The organism is Kitasatospora sp. NPDC015120 (assembly GCF_043080305.1).
In the GTDB taxonomy this organism is placed as follows: domain Bacteria; phylum Actinomycetota; class Actinomycetes; order Streptomycetales; family Streptomycetaceae; genus Kitasatospora.
In genome coordinates, this window is sequence record NZ_JBIBVJ010000029.1 from 1 (window position 1) to 15400 (window position 15400).

At 76.4% G+C, this 15400-nt stretch carries 13 protein-coding genes and 1 pseudogene; 11 read left to right on the plus strand and 3 right to left on the minus strand.

Translation table 11 applies throughout. The annotated features are described in order from the left end of the window. The first annotated feature begins 273 nt into the window (after nucleotides 1–273). The 9 genes from ACF1AK_RS33905 (at nucleotide 274) to ACF1AK_RS33945 (ending at nucleotide 11476) form a co-directional block, all read left to right on the plus strand. The gene (locus ACF1AK_RS33905) at nucleotides 274–1686 is read left to right on the plus strand and encodes a sensor histidine kinase (protein ID WP_391502670.1); all 1413 of its coding nucleotides are present in this window, start codon (nucleotides 274–276) and stop codon (nucleotides 1684–1686) included. Then, entirely contained in the window at nucleotides 1638–2303 is a 666-nt protein-coding gene (locus ACF1AK_RS33910) for a response regulator transcription factor (protein WP_350571626.1), read from the plus strand. The genes ACF1AK_RS33905 and ACF1AK_RS33910 overlap by 49 nt, the downstream gene beginning before the upstream one ends. Before the next feature lie 181 nt (nucleotides 2304–2484). Continuing rightward, nucleotides 2485–4089: a DUF2637 domain-containing protein gene (locus tag ACF1AK_RS33915; RefSeq protein ID WP_391502671.1), complete on the plus strand. Its 1605-nt coding sequence runs from the start codon at nucleotides 2485–2487 to the stop codon at nucleotides 4087–4089. A gap of 43 nt (nucleotides 4090–4132) precedes the next feature. After that, nucleotides 4133–5500 (plus strand): DUF6986 family protein, encoded by a 1368-nt coding sequence (locus ACF1AK_RS33920; protein ID WP_391502672.1) that lies wholly within the window; start codon nucleotides 4133–4135, stop codon nucleotides 5498–5500. Between the two features lie 88 nt (nucleotides 5501–5588). Then, the gene (locus ACF1AK_RS33925; protein WP_391502673.1) at nucleotides 5589–6245 is read left to right on the plus strand and encodes a YigZ family protein; all 657 of its coding nucleotides are present in this window, start codon (nucleotides 5589–5591) and stop codon (nucleotides 6243–6245) included. 112 nt (nucleotides 6246–6357) lie between these two features. Next, nucleotides 6358–6744 (plus strand): cupin domain-containing protein, encoded by a 387-nt coding sequence (locus tag ACF1AK_RS33930; protein WP_391502674.1) that lies wholly within the window; start codon nucleotides 6358–6360, stop codon nucleotides 6742–6744. Between the two features lie 149 nt (nucleotides 6745–6893). Then, nucleotides 6894–8693: a hypothetical protein gene (locus tag ACF1AK_RS33935; protein ID WP_391502675.1), complete on the plus strand. Its 1800-nt coding sequence runs from the start codon at nucleotides 6894–6896 to the stop codon at nucleotides 8691–8693. Between the two features lie 125 nt (nucleotides 8694–8818). Beyond that, nucleotides 8819–10474, plus strand: coding sequence for a restriction endonuclease (locus ACF1AK_RS33940; protein WP_391502676.1), 1656 nt, complete (start codon nucleotides 8819–8821; stop codon nucleotides 10472–10474). A 237-nt stretch (nucleotides 10475–10711) separates the two neighbouring features. Beyond that, entirely contained in the window at nucleotides 10712–11476 is a 765-nt protein-coding gene (locus tag ACF1AK_RS33945; RefSeq protein WP_391502715.1) for a ZIP family metal transporter, read from the plus strand. A 55-nt stretch (nucleotides 11477–11531) separates the two neighbouring features. Here the strand turns inward: ACF1AK_RS33945 and ACF1AK_RS33950 are convergent, their stop codons facing one another. Then, nucleotides 11532–12437, minus strand: a complete 906-nt coding sequence (locus tag ACF1AK_RS33950) for a LysR family transcriptional regulator (RefSeq protein ID WP_391502677.1) — start codon at nucleotides 12435–12437, stop codon at nucleotides 11532–11534. Between the two features lie 121 nt (nucleotides 12438–12558). Between ACF1AK_RS33950 and ACF1AK_RS33955 the strand changes: the two genes are divergently transcribed. Continuing rightward, nucleotides 12559–13512 (plus strand): EamA family transporter, encoded by a 954-nt coding sequence (locus ACF1AK_RS33955; protein WP_391502716.1) that lies wholly within the window; start codon nucleotides 12559–12561, stop codon nucleotides 13510–13512. Between the two features lie 124 nt (nucleotides 13513–13636). Here the strand turns inward: ACF1AK_RS33955 and ACF1AK_RS33960 are convergent. Further along, nucleotides 13637–14035, minus strand: a pseudogene (locus ACF1AK_RS33960) (MarR family winged helix-turn-helix transcriptional regulator); the annotation flags it as partial. Between the two features lie 63 nt (nucleotides 14036–14098). On the opposite strand from ACF1AK_RS33960, the gene ACF1AK_RS33965 reads away from it, so the two are divergent. Next, nucleotides 14099–14437, plus strand: coding sequence for a DUF2218 domain-containing protein (locus ACF1AK_RS33965; RefSeq protein WP_391502678.1), 339 nt, complete (start codon nucleotides 14099–14101; stop codon nucleotides 14435–14437). Here ACF1AK_RS33965 and ACF1AK_RS33970 read toward each other — a convergent pair. Then, on the minus strand, nucleotides 14434–15093 hold the full coding sequence (locus tag ACF1AK_RS33970) for a phosphatase PAP2 family protein (RefSeq protein ID WP_391502679.1): 660 nt from the start codon (nucleotides 15091–15093) through the stop codon (nucleotides 14434–14436). The two genes, ACF1AK_RS33965 and ACF1AK_RS33970, sit on opposite strands and share 4 nt — an antisense overlap. Nucleotides 15094–15400 lie beyond the last annotated feature (307 nt).

The window sequence follows — 15400 nt, forward strand, 5'->3', positions numbered from 1 at the left end:
CAGGGGGGACCCTGTGGGAGAGTAGGACGCCGCCGAACAATTCTTCTGAGAAGCCCCTGCCGGGGATACCGGCAGGGGCTTTTCGCATGTCCGGACTTCGGCGCCCGGAAGCTGGGCCGGGACAGGCGTCCAGGAGAGAGGTGGACCTAGCACCACCTGAAGTCGGGTGGGACGGCCAGTGCACCCGGGCGGGCGTCCCGGAAGACTGGGTCAGGACGATCGGGGCCGGCCTGCGGCGCCGGCATCATCAGCGGCACAGCAACAGGAGCGGTCGTGGCAACGGAGAGTCGGATCAGCATGGGCGGCGGCGTGCGTGTCCGGGCCAAGGAGGCGTTCGCGGCGGGCGGTCTGGGGCTGGCCCGGGTGGCGCTGTTGGTGCTGGGAGCGGTGCCGGTCGTGGTGGTGCCGGTGGTCGGTGCGCTGTTCGCCGGCGCGACCGTCGCGTGGATGCTCGACGCCTACTACCCGGCGGCGCTGTTCGCGCTGGTCGCCGGTGTGGTCGCGGGGCTGGCGCTGGCCGGGATGTTCGTGCGGCCCTCCGCACGGCGGGCGCGGGCACGGCTCGCCGACTGGTACGGGGTCCGGCTGCCGGTCTCCGACAGTCCGCGTCCGGCGCTGGAGGCGGACGAGCGGGGTCACTGGTGGACCGGATACTCCTACCACCGCTCCCACAGCGTGGCCCGGTTCGCGCAGTTGCTGCACTGGGCGGTGCGGGACCGGGCGACCCGGGCCGAGATGCTCTGGCTGGTGATCAGCCCGCCGCTGGTGGTGGTGCTCGGGGCGGTGGTGGCGGGGCTGCTGGCCGGTGGCGTGACGTACCTGGCCGTGGCGGTGCTGAGCTACCAGTCCTACGGTCCGAACCCCACCGGCGCCGTGACGGCGCTGTTCTCCGCCCTGCTGGGCCTCGCGCTGAGCGCGCTGGGGGTGCTGCTGGCGCCGTACGCGGTGCGGGTGTACGCGGAGGTGGCGCGGCGGGTGCTGGACCAGGACGGCCGGGCCACCCACGCCCAGCTGACCCGGCGGGTGGCCGAGCTGACCGAGACCCGGGCCGACGCGGTCGGCAGCCAGGCGGCGGAGCTGCGGCGGATCGAGCGGGACCTGCACGACGGCGCGCAGGCCCGGCTGGTCGCGATCGGGATGACGCTGGGCACGATCGAGCACCTCATGGAGACCGATCCGGCGGCGGCGCGCGAGCTGCTCTCCGAGGCCCGGCAGTCCTCGGCGCGGGCGCTCCAGGAGCTGCGCGACCTGGTGCGCGGCATCCACCCGCCGGTGCTGGCGGAGCGCGGACTGGGCGACGCGGTAAGGGCGCTGGCGCTGGACTGCGCGCTGCCGACCGAGGTCTGCGTCAGCCTGCCGGACCGGCCGCCGGCCCCGGTGGAGGCCACGGCGTACTTCAGCATCTGCGAGCTGCTGGCGAACGCGGCCAAGCACTCGGGTGCCGAGCAGGTCTGGGTGGACATCCTGTACCGGGCGGGCCGGCTGCGGGTGACGGTCACGGACGACGGGGTCGGAGTGGCGGATCCCGCCCGGGGGACCGGACTGCGCGGGATCGAACGCCGATTGGGTACCTTCGACGGTGTCCTCGCCATCGACAGTACGTCGGGCGGTCCGACCACCATCACCCTGGAGCTGCCGTGCGAGTTGTCCTCGCCGAGGACCTCTACCTCCTTCGAGAAGGCCTGATCCGGCTGCTGGAAGCGCACGGCTTCACGATCGCCGCCGCGGTCGAGACCGGCCCGGAGCTGCTGGACGCCCTGCTGACGCACCGTCCCGATGTCGCGGTGGTCGACGTCCGGCTGCCCCCGACGCTCACCGACGAGGGCCTGCAGGCGGCCCTCAAGGCGCGGCGGGAGATCCCCGGCCTGCCGGTGCTGGTGCTCTCGCAGCACGTCCAGCAGCTCTACGCGCGGGAGTTGCTGGCCGACGGCACGGGCGGGATCGGCTATCTGCTGAAGGACCGGGTGTTCGCCGCCGACCAGTTCATCGACGCGGTCCGCCGGGTGGCGGCCGGGGGCACCGCGATGGACCCGGACGTGATCGCCAAGCTGATGCAGACCACCTCCCGCCGCCCCGGGCCGTTGCAGCGGCTGTCGCCCCGCGAGCGGGAGGTGCTGGAGCTGATGGCGGAGGGCTGTTCGAACTCGGCGATCGCCGCCCGGCTGACGGTGAGTGACGGCGCGGTCGCCAAGCACATCGCCAACATCTTCACCAAGCTCGAACTCGCCCCGGCCGAGGACGCCAACCGCCGGGTGATGGCGGTGCTCGCGTACCTCAACGGCACCGCCGGGCGGGCCGCCTGACCGGGCCCCGGTTTGCGGCGGCGGTGACGGTCCGGGCTGCGAGAACGCTGGGACAGGTGTACGAGTAAACTCCGGTGGGCCGAGCCCGGAGGTGCCTCAGCCGTCCGGCGCCCCGACACGCGGGAACCGGCAGCCGGGGCAGCGTACGGCCGCAGCCGACATCCAGGGGTTGATAGACGTAATGGCACGCCCATCGCTCACCAAGGCCCATCGGGGCCTGCTCGGCCTGGTCGCCGCCGGGGCCTGTGTCATCTCGGGTATCGGCTTCGCCGGCTCGTACAACGCGGTCAAGGAGCTGGCCGAGGAGAAGGGGTTCGGCGCCTTCTCCTACGCCTTCCCGATCGGGGTGGACGCGGGCATCGTCGTGCTGCTGGCCCTGGACCTGGTGCTGACCTGGCTGCGCATCCCCTTCCCGCTGCTGCGGCAGACCGCCTGGCTGCTGACCGTCGCGACGATCGCGTTCAACGCCGCGGCCTCCTGGGGCGACCCGCTGGGAATGGGCATGCACGCGGTCATTCCGCTGCTCTTCGTGGTCGTGGTCGAGGCCTCGCGGCACGCGGTGGGCCGGATCGCGGCGATCACGGCGGACCGGCACATGGAGTCGGTCCGGGTGATGCGCTGGGTGCTCTCCCCGGTGCCGACCTTCCGGCTCTGGCGGCGGATGAAGCTGTGGGAGCTGCGTTCGTACGACGAGGTCGTGCGGCTGGAGCAGAACCGGCTGGTCTACCGGGCGCAGCTGCGGTTCCGGTACGGGCGGGGCTGGCGCCGCTCGGCGCCGATCCAAGCACTGCTGCCGCTGAAGCTGGCCAAGTACGGGGTGCCGCTGGACCCGGCGGTGTTCGAGCGGATGGACGAGGAGACGCAGGCGGCGCGCGAGGCGAAGGAGGGCCGGGAGGCCGAGGCCGCGGCCTCGGCGCGTGCGGAGGCGCTCACCGCCCAGGAGGCCCGGGGCCTGGCGGAGAGCCGGGCGGCGGTCGCCCTCGTGCCGGCCGAACGGACGGCGCAGACGGCGCAGGCGGGGAACGGCGGGCAGCCGGGACCGGCGAAGGCGCCGACGGACCTCCCGGCACAGCCCCAGCCGCAGTCGCAGTCGCCGCAACCGCCGCAGTCGCCGGTCCAGGCCGAGCTGGCGCCCGCCGAGGTGCTCGCCCGGCTGGCCGCCGTACGGCTGCGTGACGCGCAGGAGCCGGCGGGGGAGGAGCCGCCGGCCGCGCCGCAGCCGCAGGAGGAGCTGAACGTGTGGACCGAGCGGGCCGTGCGGACCACCGGGCACCCGAGCGACGGGGCCCCGGGCGGCCGGGTGCCCAGCCAGGTCTCGCCGTGGTTCAAGGCCCCGCGCCCCACCGAGCCCGCCGGGGAGCAGCCGCAGCAGGCCGCGGCCGGCCGGGGCGCTCCCGTCGAGTACGCCGAGGAGCCCGGCTTCCCGCCGGAGCCCGCGTTCGCCGAGGCCGGCTTCGCCGAGCCCGAGCCCGAGTTCGCGGAGCCGGAGTACGCCGGGCCCGGGGCCGTGCGGGAGGTGCCGGAGGCCGCGGAGCGCCCGCAGCGCCCGTTCGGTCCCGCGCCGCGTCCCGGCGTCTACCGGCTGGACCCCGAGCAGGCCTTCGAGGGGCTGGTGAGCTACATCGAGACCTTCGAGCACGAGCCGGACCCGCAGCGGCTGGCGGCCTGGCTGACCGAGCACCACGGGGTGAGCGGAAGCCGTCCCGACGGCTCGGTCCACCCCAAGGACATCGAAGCGCTCCTTCCGGAGCTGCGCGGCCGGTACGCCGCGTCCGGAAGGGACTGACCGGCGCGGGAAGCCGCGCGCGAGCCCGCCCGAGGGGGGACGGATGTTGCAGGACGGGACGGGCGGGACCGGGCCGGGGAGTGCAGCGGGGTTCTCCGCCGCCGCCCGGGCCGCCGTGGACGCGCTGCTGGCGCCCGTCGACGCGGACCTGGCCCGTCGCTACCCGGGTGATCCGGGCGCCCGCCAGCCGGTCCACACCGTCTACGTGCCGGCCGACGCCTTCGCCGCCGACACCGTCCGGACCTGGGGCCGGCGGGCCCTGGAGGCCTTCGACGCCCACGCCGGGACCTCGGCGGAGCTGGCCCGCGCGCTCGGCGTCCCGGACGACGCGCTGCTCGCCGAGGTGCACCGCCGGGTGCGGGCCAAGCTGGAGCGCGAGCCCGTCGAGGACCTGCGGATCGACTTCGAGGACGGCTACGGCCCGCGGCCCGGCGCGGAGGAGGACGCGGCCGCCGTCCGGGCGGCGGAACTGGTCGCCGCCGCCGTCGCCGACGGCACCGCCCCGCCGTTCGTCGGCATCCGGGTGAAGTGCCTGGAGGCGGCCGTCCGGGACCGGGGCATCCGCACCCTGGAGCTCTTCCTCGTCACCCTGCTGGAGCGCGGCCCACTGCCCGCCGGGCTGGTGCTCACCCTGCCCAAGGTGACCTACGCCGAGCAGGTCACCGCGCTGGTCCGGCTGCTGGAGGACTTCGAGCGCACCGCCGGGCTGCCGGCCGGCCGGCTCGGCTTCGAGCTCCAGATCGAGACCACCCAGGCGGTCCTCGGGCCGGACGGGCGGGCCACCGTCGCCCGGATGATCGGGGCGGCCGAGGGGCGGCTCACCGGACTCCACTACGGCACCTTCGACTACAGCGCCGCCTGCGGGGTCGCCGCGGCCCACCAGGGCCCGGACCACCCGGCCGCCGACCACGCCAAGGCGGTGATGCAGGCGGCCGCCGCCGGGACCGGGGTCCGGCTCTCCGACGGCTCCACCAACGTCGTCCCGGCCGGGACGACGGCCCAGGTGCACGCCGCCTGGAGGCTCCACCACGGCCTGGTCCGCCGCGCGCTCGCCCGGGCCTACTACCAGGGCTGGGACATGCACCCGGCGCACCTGCCGACCCGCTACGCCGCGGTCTTCTCCTTCTACCGGGAGGGCCTCGCCCCGGCCGTCGCCCGGCTGGCCGCGTACGTGCACCGGACCGGCGGGGACGTCCTGGACGAGCCGGCGACCGCCCGGGCGCTCGGCGGGTACCTGCTGCGCGGGCTGGACTGCGGGGCGGTGGACCCCGCGGAGGCCGGCGCCGCGACCGGGCTGGACCGCGCGCGGCTGGAGGCGCTCGCGGGCCGTCGCCGGGCGCGGCCGGCGGCGGCCGTCGAGCGGCCGGGTGCCGGGCGGCCGGGTGCCGGGCGGGGGCCGGACACGGCTTAGGCTGGCGGAGCGGTCCCCGGCGCGCTGTCGTGCGGCGCGGGCCGCACCGCCCGCCACCGTCGTCGCCCTCCGGGAGAACCGCCGCGCCATGTCCGCCACACCGGAGCCGACCCCCCGGCCGTACCTGACCATCCGGGGCGCGGGCACGCACGAGCTGGAGATCAAGAAGTCCCGGTTCATCTGCCACCTCGCCCGGGTCGCCGACGAGGACGAGGCCCAGGCGTTCATCGCGGGCATCCGCAAGCAGTACTGGGACGCCCGGCACAACTGCACCGCCTTCGTGGTCGGCGACGAGCAGCGCCGCGAGCGTTCCAGCGACGACGGCGAGCCCGGCGGGACGGCGGGCGTGCCGATGCTGGAGGTGCTGCGGCGGCGCGGCGTCACCGACACGGTGGCGGTGGTGACCCGGTACTTCGGGGGGATCAAGCTCGGCGCGGGCGGCCTGGTGCGGGCCTACGGGGGCGCGGTGTCGGAGGCGCTGGACGAGGTCGGGCTGCTGGAGCGGCGGCCGGTCGCGCTGCTGGCGGTGACGGCGGACCACACCCGGGCCGGGCGGGTGGAGAACGACCTGAGGGCGGCCGGGTTCACCGTGAGCGACCTGGCGTACGAGGCGGCCGGGGTGCGGATCGAGGTCGGCGTGCCGGAGCCCGAGGTCGCGGCGTTCCACACCTGGCTGGCCGAGGCGACCGGCGGGACGTCGGCCGCGGTGGCGGCGGGCCGTACCTACGTCGAGGTGCCGGTCTGAGCCGTGCCGGGTTTCCGGACAGCTTTCCGGCCGGTTCCGGCCGCCCGGTTCCGGGGCCCCGGCGCCCTGCCTAGCCTGGTCGGATTCCGCCGAGCAGGGAGCCGAGAGCGCGATGCCCGTCGTCCGGACCATCACCCTGGGCCCGGGGGACAGCACCGGCTGGCACTACCACCCGGGCCGGGTCGACGTCGTGGTGCTCGCCGGGACGCTCACCCGGACCCTGCACGACGGCCGGGTGGAGGTCAGCCGGGCCGGTGACTGCCTGGTGGAGCACGCGGGGCCGGTGCACATCCACGTCGGCCACAACCACGGGACCGTCCCGGTGGTCCTGATCGCCCGTTACGAGGCGCCGGCGGGCCGCCCGCTCGCGGTGCCCGTGCCGGTGCCCGGGTGGTGCCCGGGTGGTGCCGCAGCGGCACCGGGCACGGTGCCGACTGACCCGGCCGCGGCAGGGGGCCGGGGCCCAGCAGATCCTCGTCGTCCGCGGCGGACGGCTTGAGCAGATTCACCCGAATGTAGTGACGTGGCCCGGAGTTGGAACTTCCGCTCCGGGCCATGGCGTTTCCTGGGCACAGGTCCGGCGAACCGGACCAATGACCCATCGATGGAGGACACGGGACCCCACCACCGAACCCCGGAGGAATGTGCATGACCTCGGAACGATCCTCGTCGTCGCTGCCCGCCCAGGCCGGTCGTCCCGGCCCCGGAGGCCCCACGACGCCCTACCGGATGACCGTCACCACCGCCCTCCCGCACACCGACGCCCTCGCCCTGGCGGACCAGTGCCTCGCCGGCTGGCTGAAGCAGGAATGGAGCGAGGAGCCCCCGCCCCCCGGATCCGCCGCGGGCCCGGGATCCGTCGCCGGCCCCGGCCCGGGCGCGTCCCCCGCCGAACGGCTGCGGCTCGGCGAGCGCGTCCTGCTGGACCGCGACGGCGGACCGCTCGACGGCGCGCCGTCCGGCGGCCGCTACGACCGCCGCCGGGTGACCACCCCCGCCCCGCACGGCACCGACCGGCTCACCCTCACCGTGGCGACCGGGCCCGCCGGGCCGACCTGGCTGCGGCTGGAGGCCTCGACCCACACCACCGGCGGCGGAGTCCGCACGCCAGGGCGGGTACCGGTGCCCGAGGTGGTCCGCACCCTGCTGCCCCTGCTGGACGCCGCGGACGGCCCCGCCGCGGTGGCGGCCGCGCCCCGGGTGCTCACCGCCGCCGGCGTCGACCGGCTGGTCGACGAACTCTGCGACCCGGACCGGCGGATGCCCGTCGTGGTGGCCAGTGTGCCGGCCGGCCTCGGTGCCGGCCGCTGGCTCGCGGACGTCGTCGCCCCGCTCTGCGACCAGCTGCCCGGCCTGGCGGGCCTGTACGTCCTCGACGCCGACGCCCGGACCAGGTTCAACGTCGCCCTGGAGTACCACGCCGTCTACGGCGGCGCGGTGCGCACCTACCTGCCCGAGGTCGACCCGGCCTCGCGGCGGGACGGCCGCCGGCACCCGGTGCTGGCGCGGAACCGGATCGAGGAGGACCCGCGGCGCGCGGGCGCCCTGCTGGCCCGCGAGCCGCGCCGGCTCGCCGCCGAACGGCCGCTGCCGCCGGTGCTGGCGGACGTCCCGGTCCTGCGGCCGACCCGCCCCGCCCCGGCTCCCGCTCCGGCGCCCGACCCCGCTCCGGTCCCCGCCCCCGCGGTCCCGGCGCCCGCCCACGGGCGGGAGGAGCGCGAACGGGCCGGGCACCCGGCGCGGCGCGAGCTCCGCCGGGAACGCCACCACGAACGGCCGAAGCCCAAGGCCCTGCCGGCCGGTGCGGCGGGCGGGCGGGCGGCCGGTTCCGGCCAGGGCTGCCTGTCGGGCGGCCGGCTCTGCGTCGTACCGGGTGGTGCGGGCGCGCCCGCCGTCCCGGCCGCACCCGCCCGCAGGGCCGGCCGGCGACGGGCCGGAGCGTCCGGCGGCCGCGGCGGCGTCCCGCTCACCTTCACCGAACTGATGGCCAGGCTCGGGGAGTTCCCCCTGCTCACCTTCACCGGCGACCAGAAGGCCGCGCTCGCCCTCGACGAACTGCGCTGCGCCGGCGGCGGCTGGGCCCGGCTCACCTGGGACGGCCTCACCGCGCTCCAGGAGTACGCCGAGGCGGCCGTGCGCGGCCAGGCGGGCGGCGATTTCAAGCAGTGGTGCGAGCGGACCCCGGCGGGCTGCCACCGCTTCCCGCCCCGCAAGGCGGTGCGCGGCGAGTCCCGGACGGTGCACAGCCACGCCAAGTGGAAACGCGAGCGGATGCTCCCGGTACCGGAGTGCGTGGACGCCTCCCGGCGCGCGTTCATGGGCGCGCATCTGCGGATCGGCGGCGGCCGCACCGCACCCCGGTTGCACTACCTCGACGACTGTTCGGGCAGTGGCCGGATCTATGTCGGCTACATCGGCCTGCACCTGACCAACACCAAGACCAACTGAGAGGCTTGGCTGACCGGTGCGCCCGTTCGGTGGACAATGTCCGGAAGGGGGCGGGCCTCGGGGTGGCCGACGGTTGCCGACCGCCCCCGGGCAGCCGCCGGACGAGCCTGGGGGAACGACCACCGATGCAGTACTCAGCAGACGGCCAGTCCGACGGTGCTCTCACGGCCCCCCAACCGGGCTTCCTCGCCTCGGTCTTCCGCGACCTCGGGGTCGAGCCGGACGACGACGGCCCGTCCGCCCCGCCCGCCGTTGCCCCGGACGCCTCCCCGGACGGCCCGTCACCCGACGGTCCGCCGGGCGTGGGCGGCGACGAGGCCGTCGCCGCCCACGCCCGGGCCGCCGCGCTCACCCACCACCGCACGCAGACCGTCCAGGCCGAGCAGGAGCGGCTGGCCGACCTGCTCCGACGGGCCGCGCTGCCCGTCTCGGCCATGGACTTCGAGAGCCAGCTGCGCCGCTACGAGCCGCGCCCCTACCCGGCCGACGGGCCGGCCGCGGCGGCCGGCACCGACGACCCGGAGCCCCGCTGGGAGGACTTCGCCCCCGAGCAGCCTCCCGCCGCCGACCCGGACGAGGCCCCGTCCCGCCGGCTGCTCGACTCCGGCTACCAGCGCGAGCTGGCCCAGGCCCGGCTCGCCCACCAGCGCGCCCTGCGCGAATGGCGCACCCGGCAGGCCGACGCCGCCGACCCGGTCGCCGACGAGTCCCGGCGCGCCCACGACGAGGCCGAACAGGCCCGGGCGCGCGCGGTGCGCGAGTACAACGAGTCCCTGGAGGAGTGCCGCCGCGCCTACCGGCAGGCGGAGCCGGCCGCCGTCGAGTCGCTGCTGGAGAGGGCCCTCGCCGCCGCCGAGACCCACACCCAGGACCTGCCGGCGCCCTGCCGGGCCGTCTACCGGCCGCTGACCCGCACCGCCGTGCTCGACCTCGACCTGCCCGCCCTCGACGTGGTGCCCTCGCTGACCGGCTACCGGCTCGGCCCGGACGGCGAGATCCTCCCGGTGCCGCGCCCGCCGGCCGACCGGGCCGCCGACTACCTGCGGCTGGTCGCCCGGCTGGCCCTGCGCGCCCTGCAGGCCGCCGACGCCGTTGACACCGACGAGATCCTCGCCGGGGTGGTGCTCAACGGCTGGCTGCGCGAGCCCGGCGGGGCCGGCCCGCTCTGCCTGGTGAGCGTGGACGCGGACCGCGACGCGCTGGCCCGCACCAGGCTGCTGCCGCCCGCCGACCCGGACGAGGAGCCGGACGGCGAGGGCGTCTACGCGGACGCCGAACAGGACGAGGCCCTGGTCCGGCTGCGCCAGCTCGGCGCCGCCGTCAGCCCCGACCCGTACGGGTGGGCGGGCGTCGAACCGGCCGCGCAGGCGTCGGCCACCGTCCCGGCCGCGCCGGACCTGTCGGCGAACGAGTTCGCCCAGCTGGTCCGTGAACTGCTCACCCTGGGCGGGCTCGGCCAGTGGAGCGTACGGCTGCGCGGCCAGGCCGGGCTGGTCGCCACCGGTGAGGGGCCGGCCGGCAGCGCGCTGCCCGGCCGCTGGGTGGTCTGGGCCTCGCGCGGCGCCGCAGCGGTGGGGGAGGAGGAGATCCGCACGCTCGCGGAGGCGGTCCGCGAGGAGTCCGCCGAGCGCGGACTGCGGCTGACCACCGGCCACTTCACCGACGGGGCGCTCGATCTCACCGCCGAGGACGGACACCGGCACATCCACCTGGTCGACGGGGACGGCGTGCGCGAGCTGGCGCGCACCCACCTCGGTCTGCCGCTCGCCGCCGGGCGCTGAACCGGGGGCGTTCGACCGGGGCGCCGGACGCCGGGCACCACCGGGCCGTCGGCTCACCCCGACGGCCCGTCCGGCGGGCACCGGTGCGCGGTCTGCACGACGCTTGGGGGCACGGCCGTCCGGCAGCGCCGGGCGCCCGGCCCGGGGACGGCGGAACACGGGGAGACGCGTGGACAGACGGCCCGTCACGGGGGAGCAGCGGTGACCGCGGTGCTGGTCGCCGCGGGGGCCTTCCTGATGACGCTGATCGGCGGCTGGGTCGCGCAGCGCACCGGGGACCGCCGCCACCTGGTACTGGGATTCGCCGCCGGGCTGATGCTCGGGGTCGTCGCCTTCGACCTCCTCCCGGAGGCGCTGCACCAGGCCCCCGAGGAGGTCCACGGGGTGCCGCAGGCGCTGCTGATGTTCGCGGCCGGATTCCTGGCCATCCACATCGTCGAGCGGGCGGTGGCCATCCACCGCGGCCACGAGGCGGAGTACGCCGAGCACACCCACGGCCAACGACCCGCGCAGGCCCACGCCCACGGGCACGACCACGGCCGGGCCCGGTCCGGTGTCGACGGCCACCAGGGCGTCGGCCTGACCGCCGCCCTCGCCCTGGTCGGCCACAGCGTCATGGACGGCTTCGCGATCGGCGCGGCCTTCCAGGCCGGGACGACGGTCGGGACGGTGGTGGCGATCGCCGTGGTCGCGCACGACTTCGCCGACGGCTTCAACACGTACACGATCACCCGGCTCTACGGGAACAACAGGCGGCGGGCGCTGACCCTGCTCGCGGCGGACGCGCTCGCGCCGGTCACCGGCGCCGCGATCACCCTGCTGTTCACCATCTCCGAGCACCTGCTCGGTCTCTACCTGGGGTTCTTCGCCGGGTTCCTGCTCTACCTGGCGACCTCCGACATCCTGCCCGAGGCGCACAGCCCGCACCCCTCGCGGACCACGCTGCTGTGCACCCTCGGCGGGGTGGGCTTCATGTGGCTGGTGATCGGCCTCGCCGGCTGACGCCGCGGCGAGCGCGTCGGTCCCCCGCCACCGCCGCCCGCCCCACTCGGGCCGGTCAGCCGTTCCGGGCGTCCCAGTGGTCCCGCAGCGCGGCCAGCGCCTCGGTGATCGCCGGCCGCCGCGAGGCCTGGGAACGCCAGAGCGCGAAGACCCGCCGGGCCGGCTCCGGCACCACCGGCCGGGCGACCACCCCCGGCGGCAGCGCGCCCCGGCCCAGCCGCGGCACCAGCCCGACGCCCAGCCCCGCCGCGATCAGCGCGATCTGCGTCTCGAACTCGCCGACCTGGTAGCGGACGTCCGGCTCCTCGCCGGCCTCGCGCAGCGTCCGGACCAGCCAGTCGTGGCAGATGTTGCCCGGCGGCACACTGGTCCAGCGCTGCCCGCGCAGCCGGTCCTCCGGCACCACCGAAAGCCCGGCCAGCGGATGGCCGGCCGGCAGCAGCAGGTCCACCGGGTCCTCGCCGAGATCCAGCCGGGACAGGCCGTCCTGGACCGGCAACGGCACCGTCGGCCAGTCCTGGACGAGCGCCAGGTCGACCTCGCCGCGGGCCACCAGTTCGGCCGCCGGGTACGGGTCGCACTCCAGCAGCCGCACGTCCAGGCCCGGGCAGCGCTCGCGCAGCTCGGCCAGCACCCCCGGCATCAGCCCTCGGGCCCCGGTCGCGAAGGCGGCCACCAGCAGCCGTCCGACCGCCTGGCCGCGCTGCTCCTCCAACCGCACCGCGGCCCGCTCCACCAGGCCCAGCACCGTCTGCGCGGTGGCGGCCAGCTCGCGCGCCGCGTCGGTCAGCACCACCCCGCGGCCCTGACGCTCCAGCAGCACCGTCCTGGTCTCCCGCTCCAGCTTGGCGATCTGCTGGGAGACGGCGGACGGCGTGAAGCCGAGGGCCGCGGCCGCCCCGCCGACCGAACCGTGCACCGCCACCGCGTGCAGCGCCCGCAGGCGCCCCAGATCCATCATGAAGCCATGCTAAAGCGTTGCCCTTAGCATTCATCGCTGGTGCTACACGGTGCCCGGCGGCCATCCTCGTCCCATGAGCGCATCCCCGCAGGCCGCCCCCGGCGGCGGCAGCACCGGCGGCATGAGTCCGCGTCACATCGCCCTGGCCGTGCTGGTGGCCGCCGTCTGGGGCCTCAACTTCGTCCTCATCCACGTCGGTCTGGAGAACTTCCCTCCGCTGCTGTTCTGCGCCCTGCGGTTCGCCGTGGTCGCCGTCCCGGCGGTCTTCCTCGTCGGCCCGCCGAAGGTCGCCCTGCGGTGGGTGCTCGCGGTCGGCCTGGTGCTCGGGGTGGTCAAGTTCGGGCTGCTCTTCCTCGGCATGCACGCCGGAATGCCGGCCGGCCTCTCCTCCCTGGTGCTCCAGGGGCAGGCCGTCTTCACCGCGCTGTTCGCCGCTGTCCTGCTGGGCGAGCGGCCCGGCGGCCAGCGGCTGTCCGGCCTGGCCGTCGCCTTCGCCGGGATCGGCCTGATCGCCGTCGACCGGGGCCTCGGCGGACCGCTCGGCGCCTTCGCCCTGCTCGTCCTCGCCGCGGCCGCCTGGGGGCTGTCCAACGTGCTCACCCGCAAGGCCGCCCCGCCGGACGCACTGCGCTGGATGGTCTGGGTCAGCGCGGTGCCGCCGCTGCCGCTGCTCGGCCTCTCGCTGCTGGTCGAGGGCCCGGAGGCCGACCTGCGGGCCCTGCGGGGGATCGGCCTCGCCGGACTCGGCGCGATCGGCTACGTCGGGCTGGTCTCCACCCTGTTCGGCTTCGTCGCCTGGAGCTACCTGCTGCGCAGCTACGACGCCACCGCCGTCGCGCCCTACTCGCTGCTGGTGCCGGTGTTCGGGATGTCCTCGGCGTGGCTGCTGCTCGGCGAGTCGGTCGGCCCGCGGGACGCCGTCGCCGCGGTGCTGGTGGTCGCCGGGATCGGCGTCACCGCGCTGCGTCCGGGGGCGCTGTCCGGCGCGGCGGGGCGGTGGGGGCGGCGGTCGCCGCGGACGCGGACTCGGCGGTCCGCAGCGCCCGCAGCAGCGCCTCCTGCTCGGCGGGGCTGACCGGACCGAAGTACTCCTGGGCGACCTCGTGCCGGACCAGCCCGATCCGCTCCACCGCCGAGCGGCCGGCCGCGGTCAGCAGGATCCGCACGGCGCGGCGGTCGGCCGGGTCCGGGGCCCGCTCGACCAGGCCGGCCTCCTCCAGGGCGTCGACCACCGTGGTGGCCGAGCGGGGGGCGATGTGCAGCCGGTCGGCCAGGTCGCTCAGCCGCATCGCGCGGTCGGGGAGCTCGCAGCCGGGGGCGTGCGCGAGGGCCCGCAGGGCGCGGCCCTGACCGGGGGTGATCCCGTAGGGCTCCAGCCGCTCGCTGGTGCGGCGGCGGATCCGCTTGATCGCCCGCGTCATCGCGTCGGCCAGCTCGGCGGCGGTGTCCGGGGCCGCCGCCGGGTCCGGCGCGGGGGAGGAGCTCGCCGCGTCGTCGGTCGGCGTGGTGGTCATGGGCGGCTCTCCTCGGCTGGTGTCCGCCCCAGGGTATCGGCCGGTCCCGGGGCGCCCGGAAACATGTTGAGCAAGGCTCAGCATCTGGGTTAGCGTGGACAACAAGTGAGGGCACCCTAAGTTCCCTCCCCCGATCCTGGAGGGCCCGTGCCCCGCTCCGAAGCCCGCGTCGCCACCGACCGCTCCGCCCGCTACGCCAAGCAGCTCGCCGCCCACATGGGCCGCAAGATCCAGGCCGACTGGTCCGAGGAGACCGGCCGCGGCACCCTCGTCTTCGGCGCCGGCACCGCCACGCTGGAGGCCGCCCCCGACGCCCTGCTGCTCGCCGTCGAGGGCGCGACCGAGAACCTGCCCGGCCTGGAGGACGTCGTCGGCCGCCACCTGGTCCGCTTCGGCACCCGCGACGAACTGGTCGTCGAGTGGCACCGCGACAACGGCGAGCCCGGCCACGTCCACCGCAACGAGGAGGCCCCGGCGGAGGGTTAGGCCGCCCCCGGGGGGCCGTCGCCCGCGTCCTGGCCGGCGCGGCCGGTGAGCGGCCACCGGGCGAGGGCCCACAGGACCAGGCCGCCCGCGCACCAGCTGGCCACCACGTCCAGCAGCCAGTGGTAGTCGCTCCACACCAGCCCGAGTCCGACGCCGGCCACCAGCAGCGCCGCCCCGGCGGCGAGCAGCCGCCGCGTCCGGGGGCCGGCCGCCCGGGCGAGCAGCAGCGCCGCCACCCCGTACCCGAGCGCGGCGGTCGCGGTGTGGCCGGAGGGGTACCAGCCCCACTGGTCCGCCGCCAGTGGCAGCCCGGACGGGCCGGGGCGCGCGAACCACGCCTTCGCCGGTACGACCAGCAGCGGGATCGCCCCGGCCGTCAGCACCGCCACCGGGAGCGGCAGCCACCAGTGCGCGAAGCCCGCCCGCAGCTCCCGCCCGGCCGCCACCGCCGCGCCGAGCAGCAGCACGGACACCGCCACCGGGCCGCCGCCCAGGTCGGACAGCGCCTCGCCGAGGTGGTCGAGCAGCGTGCCGGGCAGCGCGTGCCGGACCTCCCGGACGGCGTGCTGGGTCCAGCGGTCCAGGCCCAGCAGCGGCCCGTCCGCCGCGACCTGCCAGGACACCACCAGCAGCAGCACCCCCAGGACCACCGGCACCGCCGGACGGGCGAGGACGCGAGGCAGCCGCCCCGGAGCAGGGGGGAGAGCTCCGGGGCGGCCCTGATGATCGCCGCTCCGTGCGCCCCGGGGGGTGTGGGTCGGACGGCCGGTCGATCGGCTTTCGGTGTGCACCGCCCCGGACGGGACGGCCTGGTTGTCCTCGCGGCCCTCGCGCGGAACCGTCCCGCAGGACGGTGCCGCGGACGGATCCGCCCGTGGGTGGGGCTCGCTGTCCATCTGTGATGACACTACGTCAAGGTCCTTGCCGGGCCGAGGAGCTTCAGCGATTCCGCACACCATCTTC